Source organism: Myxococcus xanthus (assembly GCF_006402735.1).
In the GTDB taxonomy this organism is placed as follows: domain Bacteria; phylum Myxococcota; class Myxococcia; order Myxococcales; family Myxococcaceae; genus Myxococcus; species Myxococcus xanthus_A.
On sequence record NZ_CP017174.1, the window covers coordinates 4501123 to 4520263 of the forward strand.

Consider the following 19141-nt stretch of genomic DNA (forward strand, 5'->3'; position numbering starts at 1 on the left):
CGACAGGCGGGCGAGACGCGAGGCGGCTCGGCCTCCGAAGTGCACTCGCTTCGGGAGTAGTCACCATGGCCTTCACCGATGAACGCAAACCGGAAATCCTGACCCCTGACACGAGGCCGAGGGTGAACTCGGCGGCCTGGGGTGGCCCCTTCATCATGGGGATTTTGATGACGCTGCTGGGGATTGTCGCGCTGGGGGCCGCCTTCTTCACCAGCCTGGTGACGGCCATCCTCTTCGGCGCGATGCTGGCCGCAGCCGGCGTCATGGAAGTCATCTCCGCCTTCCGGACGCGCAAGGAGGGCGGGCCGTTCTGGTTGTACCTGCTCAGCGGCATCCTCTCCGTCGTCGTGGGTCTGTTCGTCCTCGTCTACCCGGCGGCGGGACTGGGTGCCATGACGCTGCTGCTGGCGGGCTACTTCTTCGCCAGCGGGCTCTTCCACGCCGTCACCTCGGTGATGGACCGCTATCCCCGGTGGGGCTGGGACTTCTTCTACGGCGCCGTGTCCATCTTCCTGGGCATCATCGTGATGCGGCAGTGGCCCATCTCCGCCGTCTGGCTGGTGGGCACGCTGGTGGGAATCGGCATCTTCTTCCGGGGCGTGGCGCTGATGGCGGGCGCCCTCTCCGTGCGGAAGGTGCTCCGCTCGGGCGGTCCGACAACGCCTGCCTCCATCTCCCACTGACGGGCAGGCGGCCAAGGGCACCGGCTCCCGTCCAGGGCGGACACATCCCACGTGTCCCCCTGGATTGGCGCTTGCCATGCCCCGCGCAGGCGCGGCAGCGTACGCGCCCTGCGACCATGATCGACTACGACCCGCACCGTTGGTGGAGCTACTTCCATTACCTCCGCGGTTCCATGGTCCGCGAGATTGTGGCTCGGGTCCTCGTCTGTGTGTTGTGGGCCGCGGGCGTCACCGCGGTCCATCATCACATCAAGCCCCTGGACATCCCGGCCACGGTGCACACGCTGGCGGGCATCTCGCTCAGCTTGTTGCTCGTCTTCCGGACCAACGCCTCCTATGACCGCTTCTGGGAAGGCCGGAAGCTGTGGGGCGGCATCGTCAACGAGACGCGCAACCTGGCCCGTGCATCCGGCGTCTTCATGCGTCGGGACGCCGCGCTCTACGGCACTCTGCTGCGGTGGATCATCGCCTTCCCCTATGCCGCCGCCTCGTCACTGCGAGGGGAGCGCGACCTGGGCCCCGTCGCCTCCGAGCTGCCGCGCGACGAAGCGGACGCGGTGCTGGGCAGCCAGCACGTCCCGCTCGCGGTGTCGCAGAAGATGTCCGTCGTGCTCGATGAGGGCCGACTGCGGGGCTGCTACCCCGAATACGTCCAGATGCAGCTCGACCAGAATGTCCAACTGCTCATCGACTACATCGGTGGCTGCGAGCGCATCCACAAGACGCCCATTCCGTTCGCCTACATGATGCACCTGCGGCGAGCGCTGCTCGTCTACTGCTACACGCTGCCGTTCGCGCTGGTGGATTCGTTCGGCTGGATAACGGTGCCGGCCACGTTCGTCGTCGCCTACGTCTTCTTCGGCATCGAGGAGATTGGCGTGGAGATCGAGGACCCGTTCGGCCACGACGACAACGACCTGCCGCTGGAGCGGATCTGCGAGACGATCCGCGGCAACCTCAAGGCGCTGATGCCCGGGAGCGCCGAGGCCATCCACGCCCCGGTCTCCGCGGTCGCCATCCCCGGCGGTGGTCAGGACGCGTAGCGGTCCTCGGCCAGCTCGCGCGTGTCGTCCGCGGCGTGCGGCGCGGGCTCCAGAACGGGGACTCGGCCGGTGAGGATGCGCAGCAGCCGGTCAGGGTCCACGGGCTTGGGCAGGAAGGCCTCCGCCCCCGCGTCCAGGGCCCGCTGCCGGACATGCGGCCGGTTGAGGCCACTCATCACCAGCACGCGGGTGTTCCGGGTGAGGGGATGCTGCTTCAGGCCCTCGGCCAGCCGCAGGCCATCCACCCAGTGCAGCACCACGTCCAGGAGGATGGCCGTGGGCGGCCGCCGGGCCACCGCGCAGAAGAGGGCCAGCTCGTCGGCGAAAGACACCACCTTCGCCCCGGTGCTCTCCAGCAGCGCAGTGAGCGCCTCGCGTGCGTCCGGGTCGTCATCCACGACGTAGTAGAGGTCCGGCTCCAACTCCGGCACTACCGAGGGGACTGGCTCCACCGTGGTGCGCAGCCAGGAGCCGACCAACTCCTTGAGTCCCTCCCAGCGCGCGGCGCCAAGGAGCGCGATGGGCGTGGGGCCGCTCAGGCCCAGCACCCCGCCGCCGAAGGTGCCACCCAGCGTCCGTCGCCCCTTCGCCTTGACGAAGGCCTCCGGCGAGCGAGGGCCCGCTCGGCGCAGCCAGGTCATCGTCCGGGCTCCCGCGGCGGCGTCCTCCAGCATTTCGCCCAGGCCTTCGCGCACGTAGCGGCGCTCCAGGGTGCCCGTGTCCAGCCCGCCGTCGAGCAGCGCCACCGCCGCGCGGCTGCACGAAGCCAGTGTCTCCGACAATCCCACCTGGAGCGGGTGGCCGAAGGCCGCGGGCCCCACCGCGATCTGCCCCGGCGCCACCAGCGTCCGGCCCGGTCCGTAGGGCAGGCGGGTGGTCTCCAGGGCCGCCAGCTCGAAGCCTTCCTCCACCAGGCCGTCGCGCGCGGCCATCATCAGTACCTGGCACAGGTCCGCGGGCGTCACCGCCGGCCCGAAGGCCAGCGCGTACACCGAGTTGGCGCCAGGCAGCAGGAACAGGCCATCCACCGTTGGCAGGGGCGCAATCCACAGCCGGGCCACCGGAGCCAGCTCCAGCCGAGGCGAAGCGTGGCGCAGGCGAGCCTGCACCGCCGGGATGGTGGGGGCAGGGCGGAAGCCCTTGAAGAAGGCGTCACCCATCAGCGGCCCAGCGCCCGTGGCCAGCGCCACCGCATGAAAGCGATCGCCACTGCCCTGGGCGCGCACCACCAGCGAGCCCGCGCCGCGCACGGAGGCGGGCGCATCCGGCGCGGGGGCCTGCCGCTCCACGCGCTCGACGTGGCGGGGAAGGAAGCGGGCGCCCTGGGCGCTGGCCGCGGTGGCGAGCACATCCCGCACCTGCTCCAGGCCGCCCAGCCCCTGGGGCCAGCCGTCCACCACCCAGAGGCCACCGGGTGTGGAGGACAGCAGCTCGCGCCGGCCCTCGGCGATGATTTCAATGCCGCGCAGCTCATGGGCGCGCCATTCGGAGGGAATGCGGCAGCCCAGCGCGGCCAGGCGTGAGCGGCATTCCGGCGTCAGCACCGCCGGCGGAGCGGTGCGCTCCTGCGTTCCTCCGGAGTAGACGCGCACGTCCAGCGCCAGCCCGCGGGCCCTCCCGTTGAAAAGGAGTGAGGCGGCAAGCCCCGCTCCGGCAATGCCGCCTCCCACCACCGCCACCCTCGAACCTGTCGCCAGTCTGTTCCCCAGCATCATCCGCGCCCTCGCTGCTGCCCCGCCGTTGCCTGCCTCACCGCGCCCCGTTCAGTGCCGCTGCGCCGGAGGCGAATTCGCGGGCCGGCCGAACACGACGACCCGATCCCGCCCCTCGCGCTTTGCCTCGTAGAGGGCCGCGTCCGCCGCCTTCATCAGCGACTCGGTGTCCTCGCGGGGCCCTTCGAAGGTATGGTCGGCGATGCCCACACTCACACTCAGTCCGAAGGGGGCAGGGCGGCCGTCGCTCTTCTGGACGCCGACGGCGCGCAGCCCGGTGCGGATGCGCTCGGCGAAGACGGCTGCTTCCAACGCCGTCTGGTGCGGTAGCAGCGCGACGAACTCGTCTCCACCGAAGCGGGCCGCGAAGTCCGACTCACGCAGCTCGTGCTTCAACTGGGTGGCCAGCGCGAGAATCGCCCGGTTGCCCACGTCATGGCCCATGCCGTCGTTGATGGCCTTGAGGTGGTCCAGGTCGATGATGACGACGCTCAGCGGGTACTGGTAGCGCTGGGCCCGGCGGAACTCTTCTTCCATCCGGATGGTCAGCGCCCGGAAGTTGGCCAGCCCCGTGAGGCCGTCCGTCTGCGCCAGGACCTGCAGCCGGCGCTGCTGCTCGCTCTGGCGCAGCGCCCGGTCGATACGGGCCAGCAGCTCCCGCGCGCTGGCCGGCTTGTGGATGAAGTCCACGGCGCCCATCTCCAGGCAGCGCTCCAGCGTGGCCTCGTCCGCGTCGCCCGTCAGGAAGATGACGGGCACCGCCTCCGTGCGCGACTCGCGCTGGAGCATCTCCAGCACCGCGAGCCCGTCTCCGCTGGGAAGGAACCTATCCAGGAGGATGAGGTCCGGGCGGTGCTCTCGCGCCAGCTCCAGCCCCGCATCCGAATCCGGAGCGGCGAGCACATCGAAGCGTACGGCGAGCAGGTCCACGAGGCTCTCGCGGACCTGTGCGTCATCTTCGATGATGAGCAGAAGGGACCGCTCGGAGGTCCGGCCGCGCCGTTCCATGCACCACTCCGCTTCACTCGGCTGCTGCGAAATGGCAGGCCGAAAGTCTCGGGTGCCACGCCCTGCCGTGTGCTCCCAACGCCCCTGCGCCCCACGCGCATCCGCCGCCGCCCGGTCCTGCAAGCACACCCCAACGCCCACAACCTTCACCCGAGACCTCCGGCTGCCAAGCCTGTCAGGCTCCGCGAGACGGGGCCGTTCCCCGTCATCCGTGAGGACGGTGCGGGAGCAAGCACCATGCCCCGCGGTGGGGGAGGGCAGTCAGAGTGTTTCCGGGCGGTTGCGCACCCTCTGCGTCGCCCTGTTGTACAGGGTCGGAAGACGTTGCAGCGCGCTGAGGGGCAAGCCGGTAGATATTCCCGTGCGCGGGCGGACGCTCAATGGCCGCGCGACGGGTCGCTAGCGTCGGGTGCTGAACTGCATGCGGCGGCCGCCCATGGGGGGCATGACCGGCGGCGGAGCCTCGAGCCCGAACTGCCACCACATGGGCTCGTACGGCTTCATCTTCAGGCGCTTGTCGTTCTGGAGCTGGGCGAGGCTGCCCTTGAGCTTCTCGTCCTTGGGGTTCTGCTCCACGCCCCGGGCGAGCACGCGCAGCGCGCCGTCCTTGTCCTTGTTCTGCATCAGGCACCAGGCATAGGCCGCCCACACAATGGACTCCTTCTTGCCGCTCTTCGTGGCGGACTCGAACGCCTTCTTCATGGCGTCGAAGTCCTTGCGCTGGAAGTACAGGGCGCCTTCCATGGCCTTGGCCATGTAGTTGCGGCCGCTGCCCTTTTCGAAGGCGGCCTTGGCGCCCTCGTGGTCCTTCACCATGTACTTCAGCATGCCGATCTGGGAGTGAAGCTCCGGACCGACCAGGAACTGCCACTTGTCGTAGACGAGCCCCTGCTCCAGCGTCTTCACCGCCCGGTCCACCCGCGACTGGGCGTCCTTCTGGCTGGTGGGCTGGGACTGGAGGTCCTTCTGGACCACCGTCATCAGCGCCTGGACGCGGCTGGCCACCCGGCGAGCGAGCACGATGTAGGTGCCGACGAGAGCCAGGATTCCGGGGACGAGCCCCGCCCAGATGGAGAAGCCGGCCACCTTCACCAGGAGCGCGACGGCAATTCCCACACCGAGGGAGATGAGAAGGTTGTACATGGGGGGCCCCTCTTAGCGATGTGCGTGGAGCACCGCAATCTTCGGATGCACTTGGTATCAAGTCGCGGTATACGTCTGCTCGTCGCGACAGCAGGGGGCCCTCTGTCGAAATTGGTAGACGAGGCGGACTCAAAATCCGCTGCGGCTGACCCCGCGTCCCGGTTCGAGTCCGGGGAGGGCCATCATCCGAAGGGCAGGACCGGCGAGGTGGTCTTCCGCTGGAAGCGCCCGGTCCTGGTAAAGGACAGGCTCCAGCAGGTAGGGGCGGCGGAGGTCCCCCGTTAATGAGGGTGTTGCTGGTCGAGGATGACGCGAGCCTGCGGGAAGGCATGGGCGAGCTCATCTCCGAGCTCGCGCAGGTCCACGCGGTCGGCACCGGGGAGGAAGCGGTCGCGGCCCTCGAGGCCGAGCGCTTCGTCCTGGTCATCAGTGATCTGCGCATCTCCGGAGGCGAGCTGGGCGGCCGGACGGTCGTCGAGGCTGCCCGGAAGCGTCAGCAGGCGGTGGCCATTGTCAGCGCCGCGACGCCGGACGAGGTGATCCAGGCCGTCCAGCCCCAGGTGGCGGACGCCATTCTCCTCAAGCCGTTCCAGATCGATGACATCTACGCCCTGGTGGAGCGCTTCATCGCGCTGCGTCAGGACGTGGAGCGGCTGGCCACCCAGGGGCAGCGGCCTCCCGCGAGCGCCTGGTCGCAGTGGGGCGCCCACGTTCAGCTCGCGCGGGAAGACGCATTGAGGGCAATGTGGGTGTCCGTGACGGCCGGCGGCGACTTCGGCTGGACGTTCCACCCGACACCCGCGGGCGTGGGGATTCAGGTGGTCGAAGGCGTACTCGAAGTGGATGGCATGTCGTACTCGGCGCCCGGATATTTCTTCCTGGGGGCCGGGCAGGCGCCTCCGATGCGCAGCCCGGAAGGCTGCCTGGTCGTGGCCGTGGGACTGAAAGGGCAGGGCTGAGGCACGTGGATTCCGTCTGGCCGTCAACGCCCGTAGACCCGGATCGCCTGGGTCGTCCGTCCCGTCGTGGTGCGACGGCGGCACTCGAAGCCCACATCGCGGTGCTTCGCGGCGAGCCATTGAAGGCCGCGCTCGCCAACGCCTTGCGAGAGGCCAATGGCCTGGGCGGCCAGGAGCGGCGCTTCACCGCCATGGCCGTGCGCGAGCTGTCCCGGCACCAGCGCTTGCTGGACCTGGCGGCCCGGTTGCTGGGCCACACCATGGGCAAAGTGGGGCTGACGGAGGACCAGGCGCTGGTGCGCTACGCCCTCTGGCGCCGCATCTTCTGTGGTGAGGGCTGGGCCCGCATCGGTCCCGAGGTCCGGCTGCCGGGGCCCGTGCGTCCGCGCACCATCAAGGACGACCTGCTCCAGCGCGTGGTGGAACAGCCGCTGCCGGAGGCGCCGCTCCCGGAGTCCCAGACGGAGCGGCTGGCCATCCGCTACTCGTTCCCCAACTGGTTGGTGCAGCGCCTGGCCCAGGTGTACCCGGAGGATGTGCTGGAAGGACTGCTGGCGTCGCTCGATGAGGAGCCGTCGCTGCACTTCCGCGCGCGGCCCCCGGGGACCCGGGACGCGGTGCTGGCGGCGCTGAAGGAAGAGGGCGTCAACGCCGAACCGGTGGCCGCGGCGCCGGATGCCGTGCGGGTGACGGACTCCAGCCACCGCGTCTTCGAGACTCGGATGATGAAGTCCGGCCGGCTCCAGGTGCAGGACGTGGGCAGCCAGCTCATCTCCGAGATGTGCCGTCCCCGGGAGGGCTCGCTGGAGGGCTTCACCGTGGCGGACGTGTGCGCCGGCGCGGGCGGCAAGACGCTGGCGTTGGCGGACTTCGTCGGGCCCCGGGGCAAGGTGCTGGCCGGGGACCGTTCGCGCCGTCGGCTGGCCGAGGCGCGTGAGCGCGTGCGTCACTTCTCCCTCCGGCAGGTCGCCTTTCCACATCCGCTTCCGCTGTCCGACGCGGACGTCCTTCTGATCGATGCGCCGTGCAGCGGCACGGGCTCCCTGGCGCGCGAGCCGGATCAGAAGTGGAAGCTCACAGCTCAGGAAATCGCCAAGTACCAGGCCACGCAGTCGGAGTTGTTGGATGAGGTGTCACGCCAGGCGAAGCCGGGTGCACTCATCGTCTATGCGACCTGCTCGGTGATGCCGGAGGAGGACGAGGCGGTGGTGGAGGCCTTCCTCGCGAAGCATCCGGACTTCACGCTGGAGCCAGTCGAAGACGTACTCGGCGCGGAGCGGGCGGCGCTCGCCGCGCAGGGGCCCTATCTGAAGGCGTTGCCTCCCAAGGTTCCCGGGGGAGGATTCTTCGCGGCCCGGCTGCGGAGGACAGGGGCGGGGCCGGGTTGACAGGCTCCGAGAGCGCACGCTACGCAATCGTTGATTTCTCAAGGAGTGTGACTGACTTGGCGGCCGACTCGAAGCAGTCCGAGGTGGTGAAGCAGATCAACGAGGCCTTCCAGGCGGCGCAGGACCGGTTGGCCCAGCTTCGCGAGGCGGTGGAGCGCAACACGGATCTGGCCCGGGCGAACGCTCGCACCACCGTGCTGAAGGATCAGAAGGAGAAGGCACTCAAGGAACTGGGTGAAGCCGTCTGGCGCCAGGTCCAGAAGGGGCGGCTGGACCTTCCGGCGGGTTTCGGCGTCGCGCTCAAGGCGGTGGAAGCAGCGGAGCAGGCGGTCGAGGCCCACGCGCGTGAGCTCACCGACCTCCTCCGGGAAGGGGAAGAAGTGGCGCAGCGGTTGAACGAACAAAAAAACGCACCGAAGCCTCAAAGAGTTCTGGTGCCTGGAGCGAAGAAACGGTAGAAGGCACCCACTTCGCCGGTCGGGCCGCTCCCCAAAGCGGCTCATCAGTAAAAGACGGGGCTATAGCTCAGCTGGGAGAGCGCTTGAATGGCATTCAAGAGGTCATCGGTTCGATCCCGATTAGCTCCACTCTGAAATGAAGAGGCCCGCCAGGGGAACCTGGCGGGCCTTTTGTTTTGAAGCGTAGAGAGTAGCCGCTTCGCCAGTCGGACCGCTCCCCAAGGCGGCTCAGCAGCAAAAGACGGGGCTATAGCTCAGCTGGGAGAGCGCTTGAATGGCATTCAAGAGGTCATCGGTTCGATCCCGATTAGCTCCACTCTGAAATGAAGAGGCCCGCCAGGGGAACCTGGCGGGCCTTTTGTTTTCCGCCGAGCCGATTACGCCTTGCCGGCGAAGATGGCCATCACGTCCTTGAGGAGCTTGATGGACTCCTCGTGCGGACGCTGGAAGGCGTTGCGGCCCATGATGGAGCCGAAGCCGCCGCCGGCGTTGATCTGCTTGATCTCCTCCAGGAGGGCGTCGGTGCCCTTGGCCTCGCCGCCGGAGAAGATGACGATGCGCTTGCCGTTGAAGGCGGAGCGGACGACCTCGCGGACGCGGTCCGCCATCGTCTTGGTGGGGATGCCGGCCTTCTCGAAGGCCTTCTTCGCCTCGGCCTGCTCGATGTGGTCCTGCGGCGGCTTCACTTTGATGACGTGGGCGCCGAGCTGGGCGCTGATCTGCGCCGCGTACGCCACCACGTCGATGCCCGTCTCACCCTCCTTGGACAGGTTGCCGCGGGGGTAGGCCCAGAGAACGGTGGGCAGGCCGTACGACTTGGCCTCGGCGATGATGTCGCGGAGGTCCTCGTACTGCTCGTTGCGCGCCCCGGAGCCCGGGTAGATGGTGTAGCCGACGGCGGTGCAGCCCAGGCGGACGGCGTCCTTCACGGAGCTCGTCACCGCGGACATGGGGTGGGGCACCTTGGCCAGGGTGTCGGAGTTGTTGACCTTGAGGATGAGGGGAATCTCACCCGCGTACCTGCCGGCCACCGCCTCCAGGAAGCCCAGCGGCGCCGCGTAGGCGTTGCAGCCCGACTCGATGGCCAGGTTGATGTGGTAGTCCGGGTCATAGCCGGCGGGGTTCGGACCGAAGGAGCGGGCCGGGCCGTGCTCGAAGCCCTGATCCACCGGGAGGATGACGAGCTTGCCCGTGCCGGCCAGCGTGCCGGTGTTCAGCAGCCGGGCCAGGTTGGTCAGCGTGCCGGGGTTGTCGGACGGGTACCACGACAGGATCTGCTTGACGCGATCGGTATGGGGCATGTGTGGGGATCCTCTGTCTCGGGAACACGGCGCAATCTGCTGCATGCGCCACGTCCTACCAACTCCTTTTCGCGCGCGAGTGTCACGGGTTCCACGACAGTGCACATCCCCCGTTCCTTTCGGCGCGGCCGTCCACAATCTCCGGCCGGTGCCATGGGACGAACAACACCGGTGACGGCCCGCTGTCGAACGGACATGCTGCGCCGCCGTGGGGTTCTCGGCTATGGGGAGCTACACAAGGCGGGTTGATGCGCAGACACCTGGATCATGGCGTGACAATGGCGCTGGTGCTCGTGGCGGGCGTTGCCGGAGCGCAGCTCACCCCCGGTTCGGTCGGGACGGGGAGCAGCCCTTCAACCGGCACCGGAAGCACGCCGGCCCCCTCCACGCCCGGCGCTACGCCAGCGCCGACGACGCCGGACCTGGGGACGCCGGGTTCCGACGCGCCGACGACGGTGCCTGACACTGGGGCGCCCGGAGGGACGCGGCCCACGCCGCGCGTGGGAACCGGGGGGAGGGAATTGCCGCCGAGTCCGCCGGGCATTGCTCCCAGCTCCATTGAGGAGACGCCGGGTTCCTCCCAGCGGGGGCAGGCCATTTCACCCGCACCAGTCTTGGAACCCTCCGCCGAGGCGGAGCAGGTGAAGGAGGGCGTGACGGATGCGCCGGACTCGGAGGAGAAATCCGCGCGGCGGGAGCCGCTGACGCTGGCGCAGCTGGTGACGCGGGCTCGCGAAGCGGACTCCCGGGTGGAGGAGGCGACGGCGGAGCTGCGCAAGTTCCAGGCGCTCTACCAACAGGCGCGGTGGGCCTGGTTCCCCAAGTTCGAAATCACCGTGGGCGCGGGAGGCCCCACGCCCGAGGCCCGCAACGACGGCCTGGGTGGACCGCCCACCACGGAGGCTACTTATAAAGGAGACCTGAACTTCGGCCGCGTCGGCGTGACGATGTTCTCCACCGGCAACGCGGTGCTGCCGCTCTACACCTTCGGCAAGCTGACGGCGCTGGAGAAGGCGGGCGCGCAGGGGCCGGTGCTGGGGGCCGCGCTCCGCGAGCGCACGCGCAACGAGGTCGGCTTCCAGGCCGCGCAGGCGTACTTCGGCTACCAGTTGGCGCGGAACGGGCTTCAGCAGATTGAAGAGGTGTCGAAGCGGCTGGAGGACGCTGGCCAGCGCATCGAGCGGCTGCTCAAGGAGGACTCGGGCCAGGTGTCCGCTGTGGACTCGTACAAGGTCCGCTTCTTCCGGCAGATTGTCGAAGCGCGCAAGGCGGAGGCCCTGCAGGGGCGTCAGTTCGCGCTCGCCGCCATCGGCCTGCTGGCGAACGTGGGGCCCGAAGACGCCGTCACCGTCGTGGAAGAAGACCTGGAGCTCAAAGAGGACGTTCCGGTGCCCAGCCTGGAGCAGGCTTTGGTGCGCGCGGAGCAGTCCCGTCCGGAATTGACGGCCGTCGCCGCCGGCATCGCCGCTCGCGAGCAGGAGGTCTTCATCCGCGAGCGCAGCTACTACCCGGACCTGGGTCTGGCCGGCTTCTACGATGTGCGCTTCACCACCAGCGCCACGCGACAGCGCACGCCCTTCGCGTTTGATCCGTTCAACGACCGCACCGCGGGCCTGGGCCTGGTGATGCGGGGGACGTTCGACATTCCCATCAAGGACGCCCAGCTCGAGCAGGCCCGCGCGGAGCTGGACAAGCTGCGCGCGCAGGAGAAGCAGATTCGCGCGGGCATCCGCCTGGAGGTCTCCAAGGTGCACGGCGAGCTGGTGTCCGCCTGGAGTCGCGCCCGGGCCTTTGGCGAGGCGGAGCGGAGCGCCCGCCGGTGGGTGACGGCCGCCTTCACCGCGTTCGACCTGGGGACCGGTGACACACGTGACCTGGTGGACGCTTTCACGGCCTATGCCCAGGCTTCAGGTGACAAAGGCAAGAGCTGGCACGACGTTCGGGTAGGTATGGCCGCCCTCGCGCGGGTAACCGGGGCGCCGCTGGCTCCGGGTGAATAACCATGCGCTCACTACAGTCTTCCCTGCCGTCCTTTCACTCGGAGCCCATTGAATGATTGCTTCCCTGCTTGCCGCCACCTTGCTTGCCGCCGCGCCCGGCCCACTGACGGTCGTCCAATCCGGGAATGCGGACGTGCAGAAGGCCGCCAACGCGCCCGGTGCCACTGCGCAGTCGCTCGCCACCGTCGTGGAGAAGTTCGTCGACTTCGAGGAACTGGCGAAGCGTGCGCTGGGTGACAAGACCTGGGCCGGCCTCCAGCCCGCCCAGCGCAAGGAGTTCACCGAGACGATGACGGGCCTGCTGCGCGCGTCCTATGCCCAGAAGGCCCTGGGGCAGGCGCAAGCGCAGGTGAAGTACGGCGAGGAGGGCGTCGACGGTAACGAGGCCTCCGTGGGCACCACGGTGACGGTGAAGAAGGACGCCGTCCCCGTCGAGTACCGCCTGTACCGCACGTCGGCGACCGGAGCGTGGCGCATCTACGACGTCATCACCGACGAAGTGTCCCTCGTGGACACGTACAAGGGGCAGTTCCGCAAGCTGCTCGCCGACAAGGGCTTCGACGGCCTGCTGTCCACGCTGAAGAGCAAGCGGACGCAGTTGGAGAAGGAGAACGCGGCGTCGGCCGAGAAGAGCGCGGAACAGACGGCGGTCCCCTGACGCCCAGCGCGGTCCGCGTCACGAGTCCAGGCCGAGGTACCCTCGAGGGTGCCTCGGCCTTCGTCTTTTCAGCGGCCGCCCGCCTCGCGGTATGCCGCCAAGGTGCCGGCCAGGCCCTGGGCCAGGGGGATGGTGGGCAGGAAGCCCAGCTCCCGGTTCGCGCGCTCGGTGGAGCACGTCCACGCTGCGCACCGCATCTCCCGCACCTTGTCCCGGTTGAGGATGGGCACCGTGCCGCGCAGGCGGGCCACGGCTTCCGAGCCCAGCCCCACCACGTAGCTGACCGTCTGCGGCACGGGCAGCACGGCGGGCCGGCCCTTGCCGAGCGCCCCGGCCATGGCCGCGCAGACGTCCTCCCAGGAATGCTCCACGCCGTCGGACACGCCATACACGCCGCGCGCCGGGTCTTCCTTCGACACCGTGGGGCCGCGATCCGCGGCCGCGAGCAGGGCGGTGCACAGGTCATCCACGTGGATGAGCGAGTAGCGCTTGGGCCCGAAGCCGCTCTTCAGCGCCAGCCCCAACTTCGCCATGGGCAGCAGTGACGGGAGGAACTCCACGTCACCGGGCCCGTAGACGATGGGCGGCCGGACGATGACGGACGGAACCCGGTCCGCGAACTCCCGCACCGCCTCCTCGCCGCCCAGCTTGCTGCGGCCGTAGATGGACACGGGCGCGGGCGGGTCCTCCTCGCGGCGCGGGCGCTCCGGCGTGGACGGACCGGCGGCGGCCAGCGACGAGCAGTACACCAGCCTGAGAGGGTGGGGCTGGGCGGCCATGGCCTCCACCAGGCGGCGGGTGCCCTTCGCGTTGCCCTCGATGTAGCCCTCGGGCTCGCGGGACTTGGTGACACCCGCCAGGTGCAGCACGCAGTCCACGTCGCGCACGGCTTCGGCCAGTCCCGCGCCCGTTGTCAGGTCCGCCACCACGAAGCGGGCGCCCAGTCCCTCCAGGGGCCCACGGCGCGAGCTGGCGCGCACCATAAGGGTGAGCGTGTCGCCACGCTCCACGATGCGGCGCGCGAGCCGCTGGCCAATGAACCCGGTGCCGCCAGTGAGCAGGAATCGCAAGGAAGACTCCTCGGAGTCGGGCTGCGGTCAGAGCGCGCGCGTGTAGACGCGGTACGTCTTGGAGCGCTGGGCGCCCATGGACTCGATGGCGCGGTTGACCAGGTGGTTGTCCTCGAGCGTCCAGGAGATCTCCCCGCCCACGTAGCCCAGCCGCTTCGCCGTGCGCAGGGTGTCCAGGTACAGGATGGCGTCCAGGCCGCGGCGCCGGAAGCCCTCCTTGATGCCGAGGATGATGAGGCGCAGCCGGTTGATGCGGCGCGAGGCCAGCGCCAGCTTCACCAGGCCGATGGGCAGGCCGAACGTGGTGAGCCGCCCGTTGGCCGCGCGGATGGCCTGGTTGGCATCCGGCACCGTCAGGGAGAAGGCCACCGGCTCGCCCTGGACCTCCGCCATGAGCGCCAGCTCCGGCCGGACGACCGTCTTGAGCTCCTTGGCCAGGTGGTCGAACTCCGCGTCGGTGAAGGGCACGAAGCCCCAGTTCTTCTCCCACGCCGAGTTGTAGATGTCGCGGATGCGCTTCACCTCGGCGTCCAGGTCCTTCATGTTGACCGGACGCACGACGACGCCGTCGCGCACGCGAATCTTCTCCGCGATGCGCACCACCTTCTCCGGCGGCTGCGCGGACGATGACAGCTCGTAGGCGTACAGGTCCTTGGCCTTCGTCAGGCCACAGGCCTCCAGCAGCGCCGCGTAGTAGGGCGGGTTGTGCGGCATCATCACCGCGGGCGGCGTATCGAAGCCGTCGATGAGCAGGCCCCAGTCCTGGTTGGAGGACAGGTTGGCCGGCCCCAGCATGGCGTCCATGCCCCGCGGGCGCAGCCAGGCCGCGGCGGCCTCCAGCAGGGTCCGGGCGACGCCCGCGTCATTCACGCACTCGAAGAGGCCGAAGAAGCCCTCCTTCGTGCCGTGAATCTCCATGTGCCGCGGGTTGCGAATGGCGGCGATGCGGCCCACCACGTCCGGGCCGCGCCGGGCGAGGAACAGCTCCAGCTCGCCGTACTCGAAGAAGGGGTTCTTCTTCGGGTCCAGGAAGTCCCGGCGCTCCATCTCCAGCGGAGGAACCCAGTGCGGGTCGCTCTTGTAGAGGGCGTAGGGGAGGCGGATGAACTGCATCCGCTCCGCCTCGCCGCGGACAGGGGTCACCTGCACGTCCGATGGCATGGTCGAGGACGCGTGGGTCGGCTGGGACGGCTCGGCGTGGAGGGCCATGGGCGGTTCAGTTCCGGTCGGAGTGGGCGCCGTTGCGCATGAAGAAGTGAGCGCCCTTCTCCAGCAGCAGGCCCGGCAGCTCGCCGCGCTTCTCCCATAGCTTCATGGGCGCGTTGCCCAGCTTGCGGAGGTCCTCCGGCTGGAGGTTGGCCGCGCGCCAGGTGAGCTGCTCCACCGCGTCGAACAAGCGGCCAGCCACCTCGCGCGACGACATGCGCGACAGCTGGTCCAGCGTGATGCCGCCCTTGTCCGCCAGCAGACCGTTCGAGCCCGCGGCCCACTTCTCGCTCGCGCGGTTGGACAGGATGCGGGTGCCCGGGCGGGCGATCTGCACCGGCTCGTAGACGGTGGGACGCGTCTCTGGAATCACGCCCAGCTTCCGGCCAATGGTCTCGAAGGTGTCGAGCACGCGGTCCAGCTGCGCGTCCGTGTGCGTGGCCATGTATGAGGTGCGGATGAGCGCGTGGCCTGGCTCCACCGCCGGCGGAATCACCGGGTTGGCGAAGACGCCGGCCTCATGCAGCGCGCGCCAGAAGCGGAAGCACTTCACCTGGTCGCCGATGTGCACCGGCACCACCGGCGTCACCGACACACCCGTGTCGAAGCCCATGGCGCGGAAGCCGTTGTGCATCTTCTCCGCGATGTCCAGCAGGCGGGCGCGGCGCTCCGGCTCCGCTTCGATGATCTCCAGCGCCTTGAGCGCCGCGGCGATGGAGCCCGGCGTCATGGACGCGGAGAAGATGACCGAGCGCGCCTTGTGGCGGATGTAGTTGATGACCTCGAAGGGCCCGGCCAGCACTCCGCCCAGCGACGCGAAGCTCTTGGAGAAGGTCCCCATGACGAGGTCCGTCTCCTTTTCCAGGTCGAAGTACTCGGACGTGCCCCGGCCCAGCGTGCCCAGCACGCCCATGGCGTGCGCGTCATCCGTCATCACCCGCGCGTTGTAGTGCTTGGCCAGCTCCACGATGCGGGGCAGGTTGCAGATGTCGCCCTCCATGGAGAAGACCCCGTCGGTGACGATGATCTTGCCCGCGTCCGGATCCGCCTGGGACAGCAGCTGCTCCAGGTGGTCCATGTCGTTGTGGCGGAACTTGCGCTCGGTGGCGAAGGACAGGCGGATGCCGTCCACCAGCGACGCGTGGTTCTGGCGGTCGCTGAAGACGATGTCGTGCCGGCCCAGGATGGACGCCAGCGCCAGGTTCGTCTGGAAGCCCGTGGAGATGACGATGGCGGACTCGCGGTTGAGGAACTTCGCCAGCCGCGCTTCCAACTCCTCGTGCAGCGCCAGTGTGCCGTTGAGCAGTCGCGAGCCGGAGCTGGTGGTACCGAACTTCTCCGTCGCCTTGATGGCCGCTTCCTTCACGCGCGGATCGGCGGACAGGCCCAGGTAGTTGTTGGACCCGACCATGATGACGCGCTTGCCTTCGATCTCCACCTCGGTGGCACCGTGCGACGCTTCGATGGCACGGAAGTACGGATAGAGACCCGTAGCCTTCGCGATACGGTAGTCCTTCCAGTTACGGCACTTGTCGAAGACGTCGCTCATGGGTGATCGGTCTTTCTCTCAGGCTGCGTCGGGAGGCATGGACCGGCCCGGGAGCCTGGGGCTCTCCAGTCGCGACTCCCCCGATTGAAGGAACGTTCCACATCGGGGATTTCTGCGTCCGGCGGCCTCCCACGGGGGACGCGGGGCCGTGAATAAAGAGGGAGCGCGGCAGTGTCAAGGCAAGCGCCGCGCCGTCCATCTCGCTGTCGTCCCCCGTATCCGGGCTCGCCTTGACAGCACTGAGACTTTGATGGCACCCCGCCGTCCGACACACGGTGTTCTCCAGTCGATACTGGAGCGCAAGGTGTGCATTGGGCTGCACACCTGCCGTGGGCGGTGCGCGCCTGGAAGCCTTCCGCTTCACCCGCTGTTCAAGAGCGCCGCTGACTGGCCGGGAATTTGCTCCGTGGCCGGTCCCCGAGGAGTCGACGTTGGCCAGGTCTCAACGGTGGTTCGAAGGCTTCATCCAGGCCGCGGTCTCGCGTCCCTGGCAGGTGTTGCTCGTGTTTGCGCTGCTCGCGCTGGGCGGTATGGCGCTGGCGTCGCGGTTGGAGTTCCGCGGGTCGTTCGTGGAGCTGCTCCCTCAGGGATCCCAAGAAGTGCGGGATCTGACACTCGTGTCAGAGAAGGCAGGCGGGGACGGCTACCTGGTCCTCGTGGCAAAGGGAGACACGCCGGAGCGCCTGGAGGCATACGCGGCCGAATTGCAGACGCAATTGGAAGCGATGCCCGAGGTCCGCTACGTCGAGCACCGCTATGACGTGGACTTCTTCCGTCGAAATGCGCTGCTGTTATTGCCCATCGAGAAACTCGCTGCGTTGCGCCAGGACCTGACGGCGCGTGTGCGTTACGAGCGACAGCGCGCCAACCCCTTCTTCTTCGACCTGGGGGGCACGCCGGAGCCGCCGGACTTCGAGGCCATCGCGAAGAAGTACGCGCCGGACGCGCCCATGCGCGCGTCATTGGCCAGCGCGGACGGCACCGAAGTTTATTTGATGATCAAGCCGTCTGGGACGGCGGGGGACCTGGGGTTCGCACGGCGCTTCGTGGACCAGGCGATGGGCACCGGACGTACGCTCGCGGCGCAGCGCTATCCGGGCGTGACGCTGCAGGCCACGGGCAACTTCCAGGGGCGCATCGAAGAGGACGCGGTGATGCGCGGCGACCTGTCGCGCGCCGGCACGCTGTCCGCGCTCATCGCGGTGGGACTCATCCTGCTCGCCACGCGGCGGGTCGCGGCGCTGGCCGTCGTTGGCATCCCCGTCATGGTGGGCGTGGTGTTGACGTTCGCGGCGGCGCAGCTGGCCATCGGCCACCTCAACATCGTGACGGGTTTCCTCGTCGCCATCTTGATTGGCCTGGGCATCGAGTACGGCGTTCACCTGTGCATGCGGTACTGGGAGGAGCGGCGCACGCGTCCGGCCCGCGAGGCCATCGCCACGGCGGTGCGCGGCACCTTCAGCGGCGCGGTGACGTCCGCGGTGACGAACGCGGCGGCCTTCTTCGTGTTGCTGCTGGCCCAGTTCCAGGCCTTCAACCAGTTCGGCCTCTTGGCCGGCCTGGGGGTGCTGCTGGCCGTGTTGGCGACGTATGCGATGGGCCCCTCGCTGCTGGCCATCGCGGAGCGGCTGCGTCCGGCCCGCGTGGATGTGGCGGCCGAAGCCACCGCATCCCAGGTGTCCCAGCCGGAGCGGGCGTGGCGGCGCTGGCCCACGGGCGCCATCGCCGCGCTGGCGCTGTCGGTGGTGGGCTTCGCCGCGTTCTCCGTCTCCGTGGCGCCCCAACTGGGCTTCGAGACGGACATGCGCAAGCTCAAGGGCGAGTCCCCGGCATCGCGCCTGGATGACCGCGTCACCGAACAGCTGGGCCAGCCCCTCAACCCGGCCATCTTCCTGGTGGATGACGTGGCGCAGGCGGCGCAGGTGGAGGCCGTCATCGCGGAGGTGAAGCAGCGCAACGGCGCGGACTCCGCCATCCTCGACTCCGCGTCCCTCAATGACTTGCTGCCGTCCGATGTCGAGCGCCGGGAGGTGGAGCTGTCGGCTTTGCGCGAGGCCTTCCAAGGTCTGGAGGACCTGCCCGCGGAGCTTCGCGCGGACGCGCGGCTCCAGGAGTTCCAGCGGATGCTGGAGGCGAAGCCCTACGGCCTGGATGCGTTGCCGGTGGAGGTGCGCCGGCGCTTCGAGGCCACGGACGGGAAGGGCACCTTCCTGCTCCTGTTCCCCTCCGTCTCCAACTCCGACACCGAGGAGCTGCGGCGCTGGGCCACACAGATCGACCAGGTGGTGGAGGGCGTGAAGGCGCGCGGCATCGACATGGCCGTGCTGGACAGCAACCGCATCGCCGCGCGCATCTTCGCGCTGGTGAGCGCGGACGGACCGCTCATCCTGTGGTCCGCCGCCGCGGTGGTGTTCGTCGTCATCCTGGTGAGCCTGCGCAGCTTCAAGCGCGCGTTGCTCGTCACCGGGCCGCTGTTCCTGGGCATGACGTGCCTGGCGGGTGGCATGTACCTGTTCGACGTCCAGCTCAACTTCATCAACGCGGTGGTCCTGCCGAACCTGCTGGCCATCGCCGTGGACAACTCAGTGCATCTCTTCCACCGGTACGAGGAAGAGGGGCCCGGCTCGCTCGGCAAGGTGGTGCGCCACACGGGGCTGGCGGCCGTGGTGGCCACGCTGTCCAACGCGGCCGGGTATGGCGCGCTGCTGGTCGCCAACCACCAGGGCCTGCGGAGTATCGGTCAGATTGCGCTGCTGGGGGTCATGTGCACCTTCTTGGGGACCACGGTCTTCTTCCCCGCGCTGCTCGCCTTGCTGGAGCGGTGGAAGGGGCGCGAGGATGCGGTGGCGGGGAAGGGGGCGGTCGTTCAGAGCCTCGAACTCGGCGAATCTGGCGCGCAAGCCGCGCCGCCGGGGGAGCGTAAGTCGGCGTGAGTTCCTGGTATTCCCAAAGCGTTCGCGGTG

At 68.8% G+C, this 19141-nt stretch carries 15 protein-coding genes and 3 tRNA genes; 11 read left to right on the plus strand and 7 right to left on the minus strand.

The window, feature by feature from the left end; translation table 11 throughout:
- The first annotated feature begins 65 nt into the window (after positions 1–65).
- Together BHS09_RS18790 and BHS09_RS18795 are read left to right on the plus strand one after the other, a co-directional pair.
- Positions 66–683, plus strand: a complete 618-nt coding sequence (locus BHS09_RS18790; protein WP_237078392.1) for an HdeD family acid-resistance protein — start codon at positions 66–68, stop codon at positions 681–683.
- A gap of 116 nt (positions 684–799) precedes the next feature.
- The gene (locus BHS09_RS18795) at positions 800–1726 is read left to right on the plus strand and encodes a bestrophin family protein (RefSeq protein WP_140798505.1); all 927 of its coding nucleotides are present in this window, start codon (positions 800–802) and stop codon (positions 1724–1726) included.
- On the opposite strand, the gene BHS09_RS18800 is transcribed toward BHS09_RS18795, so the two are convergent.
- From BHS09_RS18800 to BHS09_RS18810, 3 genes are all read right to left on the minus strand, one after another.
- Positions 1714–3441 carry a response regulator gene (locus tag BHS09_RS18800; protein ID WP_140798506.1) on the minus strand — a complete coding sequence of 576 codons (1728 nt, stop codon included), beginning with the start codon at positions 3439–3441 and terminating at the stop codon, positions 1714–1716. The two genes, BHS09_RS18795 and BHS09_RS18800, sit on opposite strands and share 13 nt — an antisense overlap.
- Positions 3442–3489: 48 nt before the next feature.
- On the minus strand, positions 3490–4446 hold the full coding sequence (locus BHS09_RS18805) for a diguanylate cyclase (RefSeq protein WP_140791872.1): 957 nt from the start codon (positions 4444–4446) through the stop codon (positions 3490–3492).
- Between the two features lie 399 nt (positions 4447–4845).
- Positions 4846–5589, minus strand: coding sequence for a tetratricopeptide repeat protein (locus tag BHS09_RS18810; protein WP_140798507.1), 744 nt, complete (start codon positions 5587–5589; stop codon positions 4846–4848).
- A gap of 96 nt (positions 5590–5685) precedes the next feature.
- Here BHS09_RS18810 and BHS09_RS18815 point away from each other — a divergent pair.
- The 6 genes from BHS09_RS18815 (at position 5686) to BHS09_RS18840 (ending at position 8710) form a co-directional block, all read left to right on the plus strand.
- Positions 5686–5771, plus strand: a tRNA-Leu gene (locus tag BHS09_RS18815).
- Between the two features lie 102 nt (positions 5772–5873).
- Complete coding sequence (locus BHS09_RS18820; RefSeq protein ID WP_140798508.1) at positions 5874–6548, plus strand: response regulator; 675 nt, start codon at positions 5874–5876, stop codon at positions 6546–6548.
- A gap of 101 nt (positions 6549–6649) precedes the next feature.
- Positions 6650–7936 carry an RsmB/NOP family class I SAM-dependent RNA methyltransferase gene (locus tag BHS09_RS18825; RefSeq protein WP_140796506.1) on the plus strand — a complete coding sequence of 429 codons (1287 nt, stop codon included), beginning with the start codon at positions 6650–6652 and terminating at the stop codon, positions 7934–7936.
- 56 nt (positions 7937–7992) lie between these two features.
- On the plus strand, positions 7993–8394 hold the full coding sequence (locus BHS09_RS18830; RefSeq protein ID WP_237078393.1) for a hypothetical protein: 402 nt from the start codon (positions 7993–7995) through the stop codon (positions 8392–8394).
- 56 nt (positions 8395–8450) lie between these two features.
- Positions 8451–8523: transfer RNA gene (locus tag BHS09_RS18835), tRNA-Ala, on the plus strand.
- Positions 8524–8637: 114 nt separating this feature from the next.
- Positions 8638–8710: transfer RNA gene (locus BHS09_RS18840), tRNA-Ala, on the plus strand.
- A 61-nt stretch (positions 8711–8771) separates the two neighbouring features.
- Here BHS09_RS18840 and BHS09_RS18845 read toward each other — a convergent pair.
- Positions 8772–9695, minus strand: a complete 924-nt coding sequence (locus BHS09_RS18845; RefSeq protein WP_140791880.1) for a class I fructose-bisphosphate aldolase — start codon at positions 9693–9695, stop codon at positions 8772–8774.
- 248 nt (positions 9696–9943) lie between these two features.
- Between BHS09_RS18845 and BHS09_RS18850 the strand changes: the two genes are divergently transcribed.
- Together BHS09_RS18850 and BHS09_RS18855 are read left to right on the plus strand one after the other, a co-directional pair.
- Complete coding sequence (locus tag BHS09_RS18850; protein ID WP_174260564.1) at positions 9944–11695, plus strand: TolC family protein; 1752 nt, start codon at positions 9944–9946, stop codon at positions 11693–11695.
- A 52-nt stretch (positions 11696–11747) separates the two neighbouring features.
- Positions 11748–12353: an MlaC/ttg2D family ABC transporter substrate-binding protein gene (locus BHS09_RS18855; RefSeq protein ID WP_140791884.1), complete on the plus strand. Its 606-nt coding sequence runs from the start codon at positions 11748–11750 to the stop codon at positions 12351–12353.
- 68 nt (positions 12354–12421) lie between these two features.
- Here the strand turns inward: BHS09_RS18855 and BHS09_RS18860 are convergent, their stop codons facing one another.
- From BHS09_RS18860 to BHS09_RS18870, 3 genes are read right to left on the minus strand one after another with little or no spacing between them, the layout of a single operon-like run.
- Entirely contained in the window at positions 12422–13423 is a 1002-nt protein-coding gene (locus BHS09_RS18860; protein ID WP_140798510.1) for an NAD-dependent epimerase/dehydratase family protein, read from the minus strand.
- Between the two features lie 27 nt (positions 13424–13450).
- Positions 13451–14632: an N-acetyltransferase gene (locus BHS09_RS18865; RefSeq protein WP_140791888.1), complete on the minus strand. Its 1182-nt coding sequence runs from the start codon at positions 14630–14632 to the stop codon at positions 13451–13453.
- A 7-nt stretch (positions 14633–14639) separates the two neighbouring features.
- A complete protein-coding gene (locus BHS09_RS18870; protein WP_140791890.1) occupies positions 14640–16178 on the minus strand; it encodes an aminotransferase class I/II-fold pyridoxal phosphate-dependent enzyme in 1539 nt (512 codons plus the stop codon).
- 431 nt (positions 16179–16609) lie between these two features.
- Between BHS09_RS18870 and BHS09_RS18875 the strand changes: the two genes are divergently transcribed.
- On the plus strand, positions 16610–19111 hold the full coding sequence (locus tag BHS09_RS18875; protein WP_237078394.1) for an efflux RND transporter permease subunit: 2502 nt from the start codon (positions 16610–16612) through the stop codon (positions 19109–19111).
- The last annotated feature ends 30 nt before the right edge of the window (positions 19112–19141 follow it).

What these genes read in the sequence shown, in the direction of transcription:
- BHS09_RS18800 (WP_140798506.1), bottom strand. Translation starts at nt 3,441, where the DNA reads ATGATGCTGGGGAACAGACTGGCGACAGGTTCGAGGGTGGCGGTGGTG.
- BHS09_RS18795 (WP_140798505.1), top strand. Translation starts at nt 800, where the DNA reads ATGATCGACTACGACCCGCACCGTTGGTGGAGCTACTTCCATTACCTC.
- BHS09_RS18845 (WP_140791880.1), bottom strand. Translation starts at nt 9,695, where the DNA reads ATGCCCCATACCGATCGCGTCAAGCAGATCCTGTCGTGGTACCCGTCC.
- BHS09_RS18805 (WP_140791872.1), bottom strand. Translation starts at nt 4,446, where the DNA reads ATGGAACGGCGCGGCCGGACCTCCGAGCGGTCCCTTCTGCTCATCATC.
- BHS09_RS18810 (WP_140798507.1), bottom strand. Translation starts at nt 5,589, where the DNA reads ATGTACAACCTTCTCATCTCCCTCGGTGTGGGAATTGCCGTCGCGCTC.
- BHS09_RS18850 (WP_174260564.1), top strand. Translation starts at nt 9,944, where the DNA reads ATGCGCAGACACCTGGATCATGGCGTGACAATGGCGCTGGTGCTCGTG.
- BHS09_RS18820 (WP_140798508.1), top strand. Translation starts at nt 5,874, where the DNA reads ATGAGGGTGTTGCTGGTCGAGGATGACGCGAGCCTGCGGGAAGGCATG.
- BHS09_RS18790 (WP_237078392.1), top strand. Translation starts at nt 66, where the DNA reads ATGGCCTTCACCGATGAACGCAAACCGGAAATCCTGACCCCTGACACG.
- BHS09_RS18865 (WP_140791888.1), bottom strand. Translation starts at nt 14,632, where the DNA reads ATGGCCCTCCACGCCGAGCCGTCCCAGCCGACCCACGCGTCCTCGACC.
- BHS09_RS18855 (WP_140791884.1), top strand. Translation starts at nt 11,748, where the DNA reads ATGATTGCTTCCCTGCTTGCCGCCACCTTGCTTGCCGCCGCGCCCGGC.
- BHS09_RS18870 (WP_140791890.1), bottom strand. Translation starts at nt 16,178, where the DNA reads ATGAGCGACGTCTTCGACAAGTGCCGTAACTGGAAGGACTACCGTATC.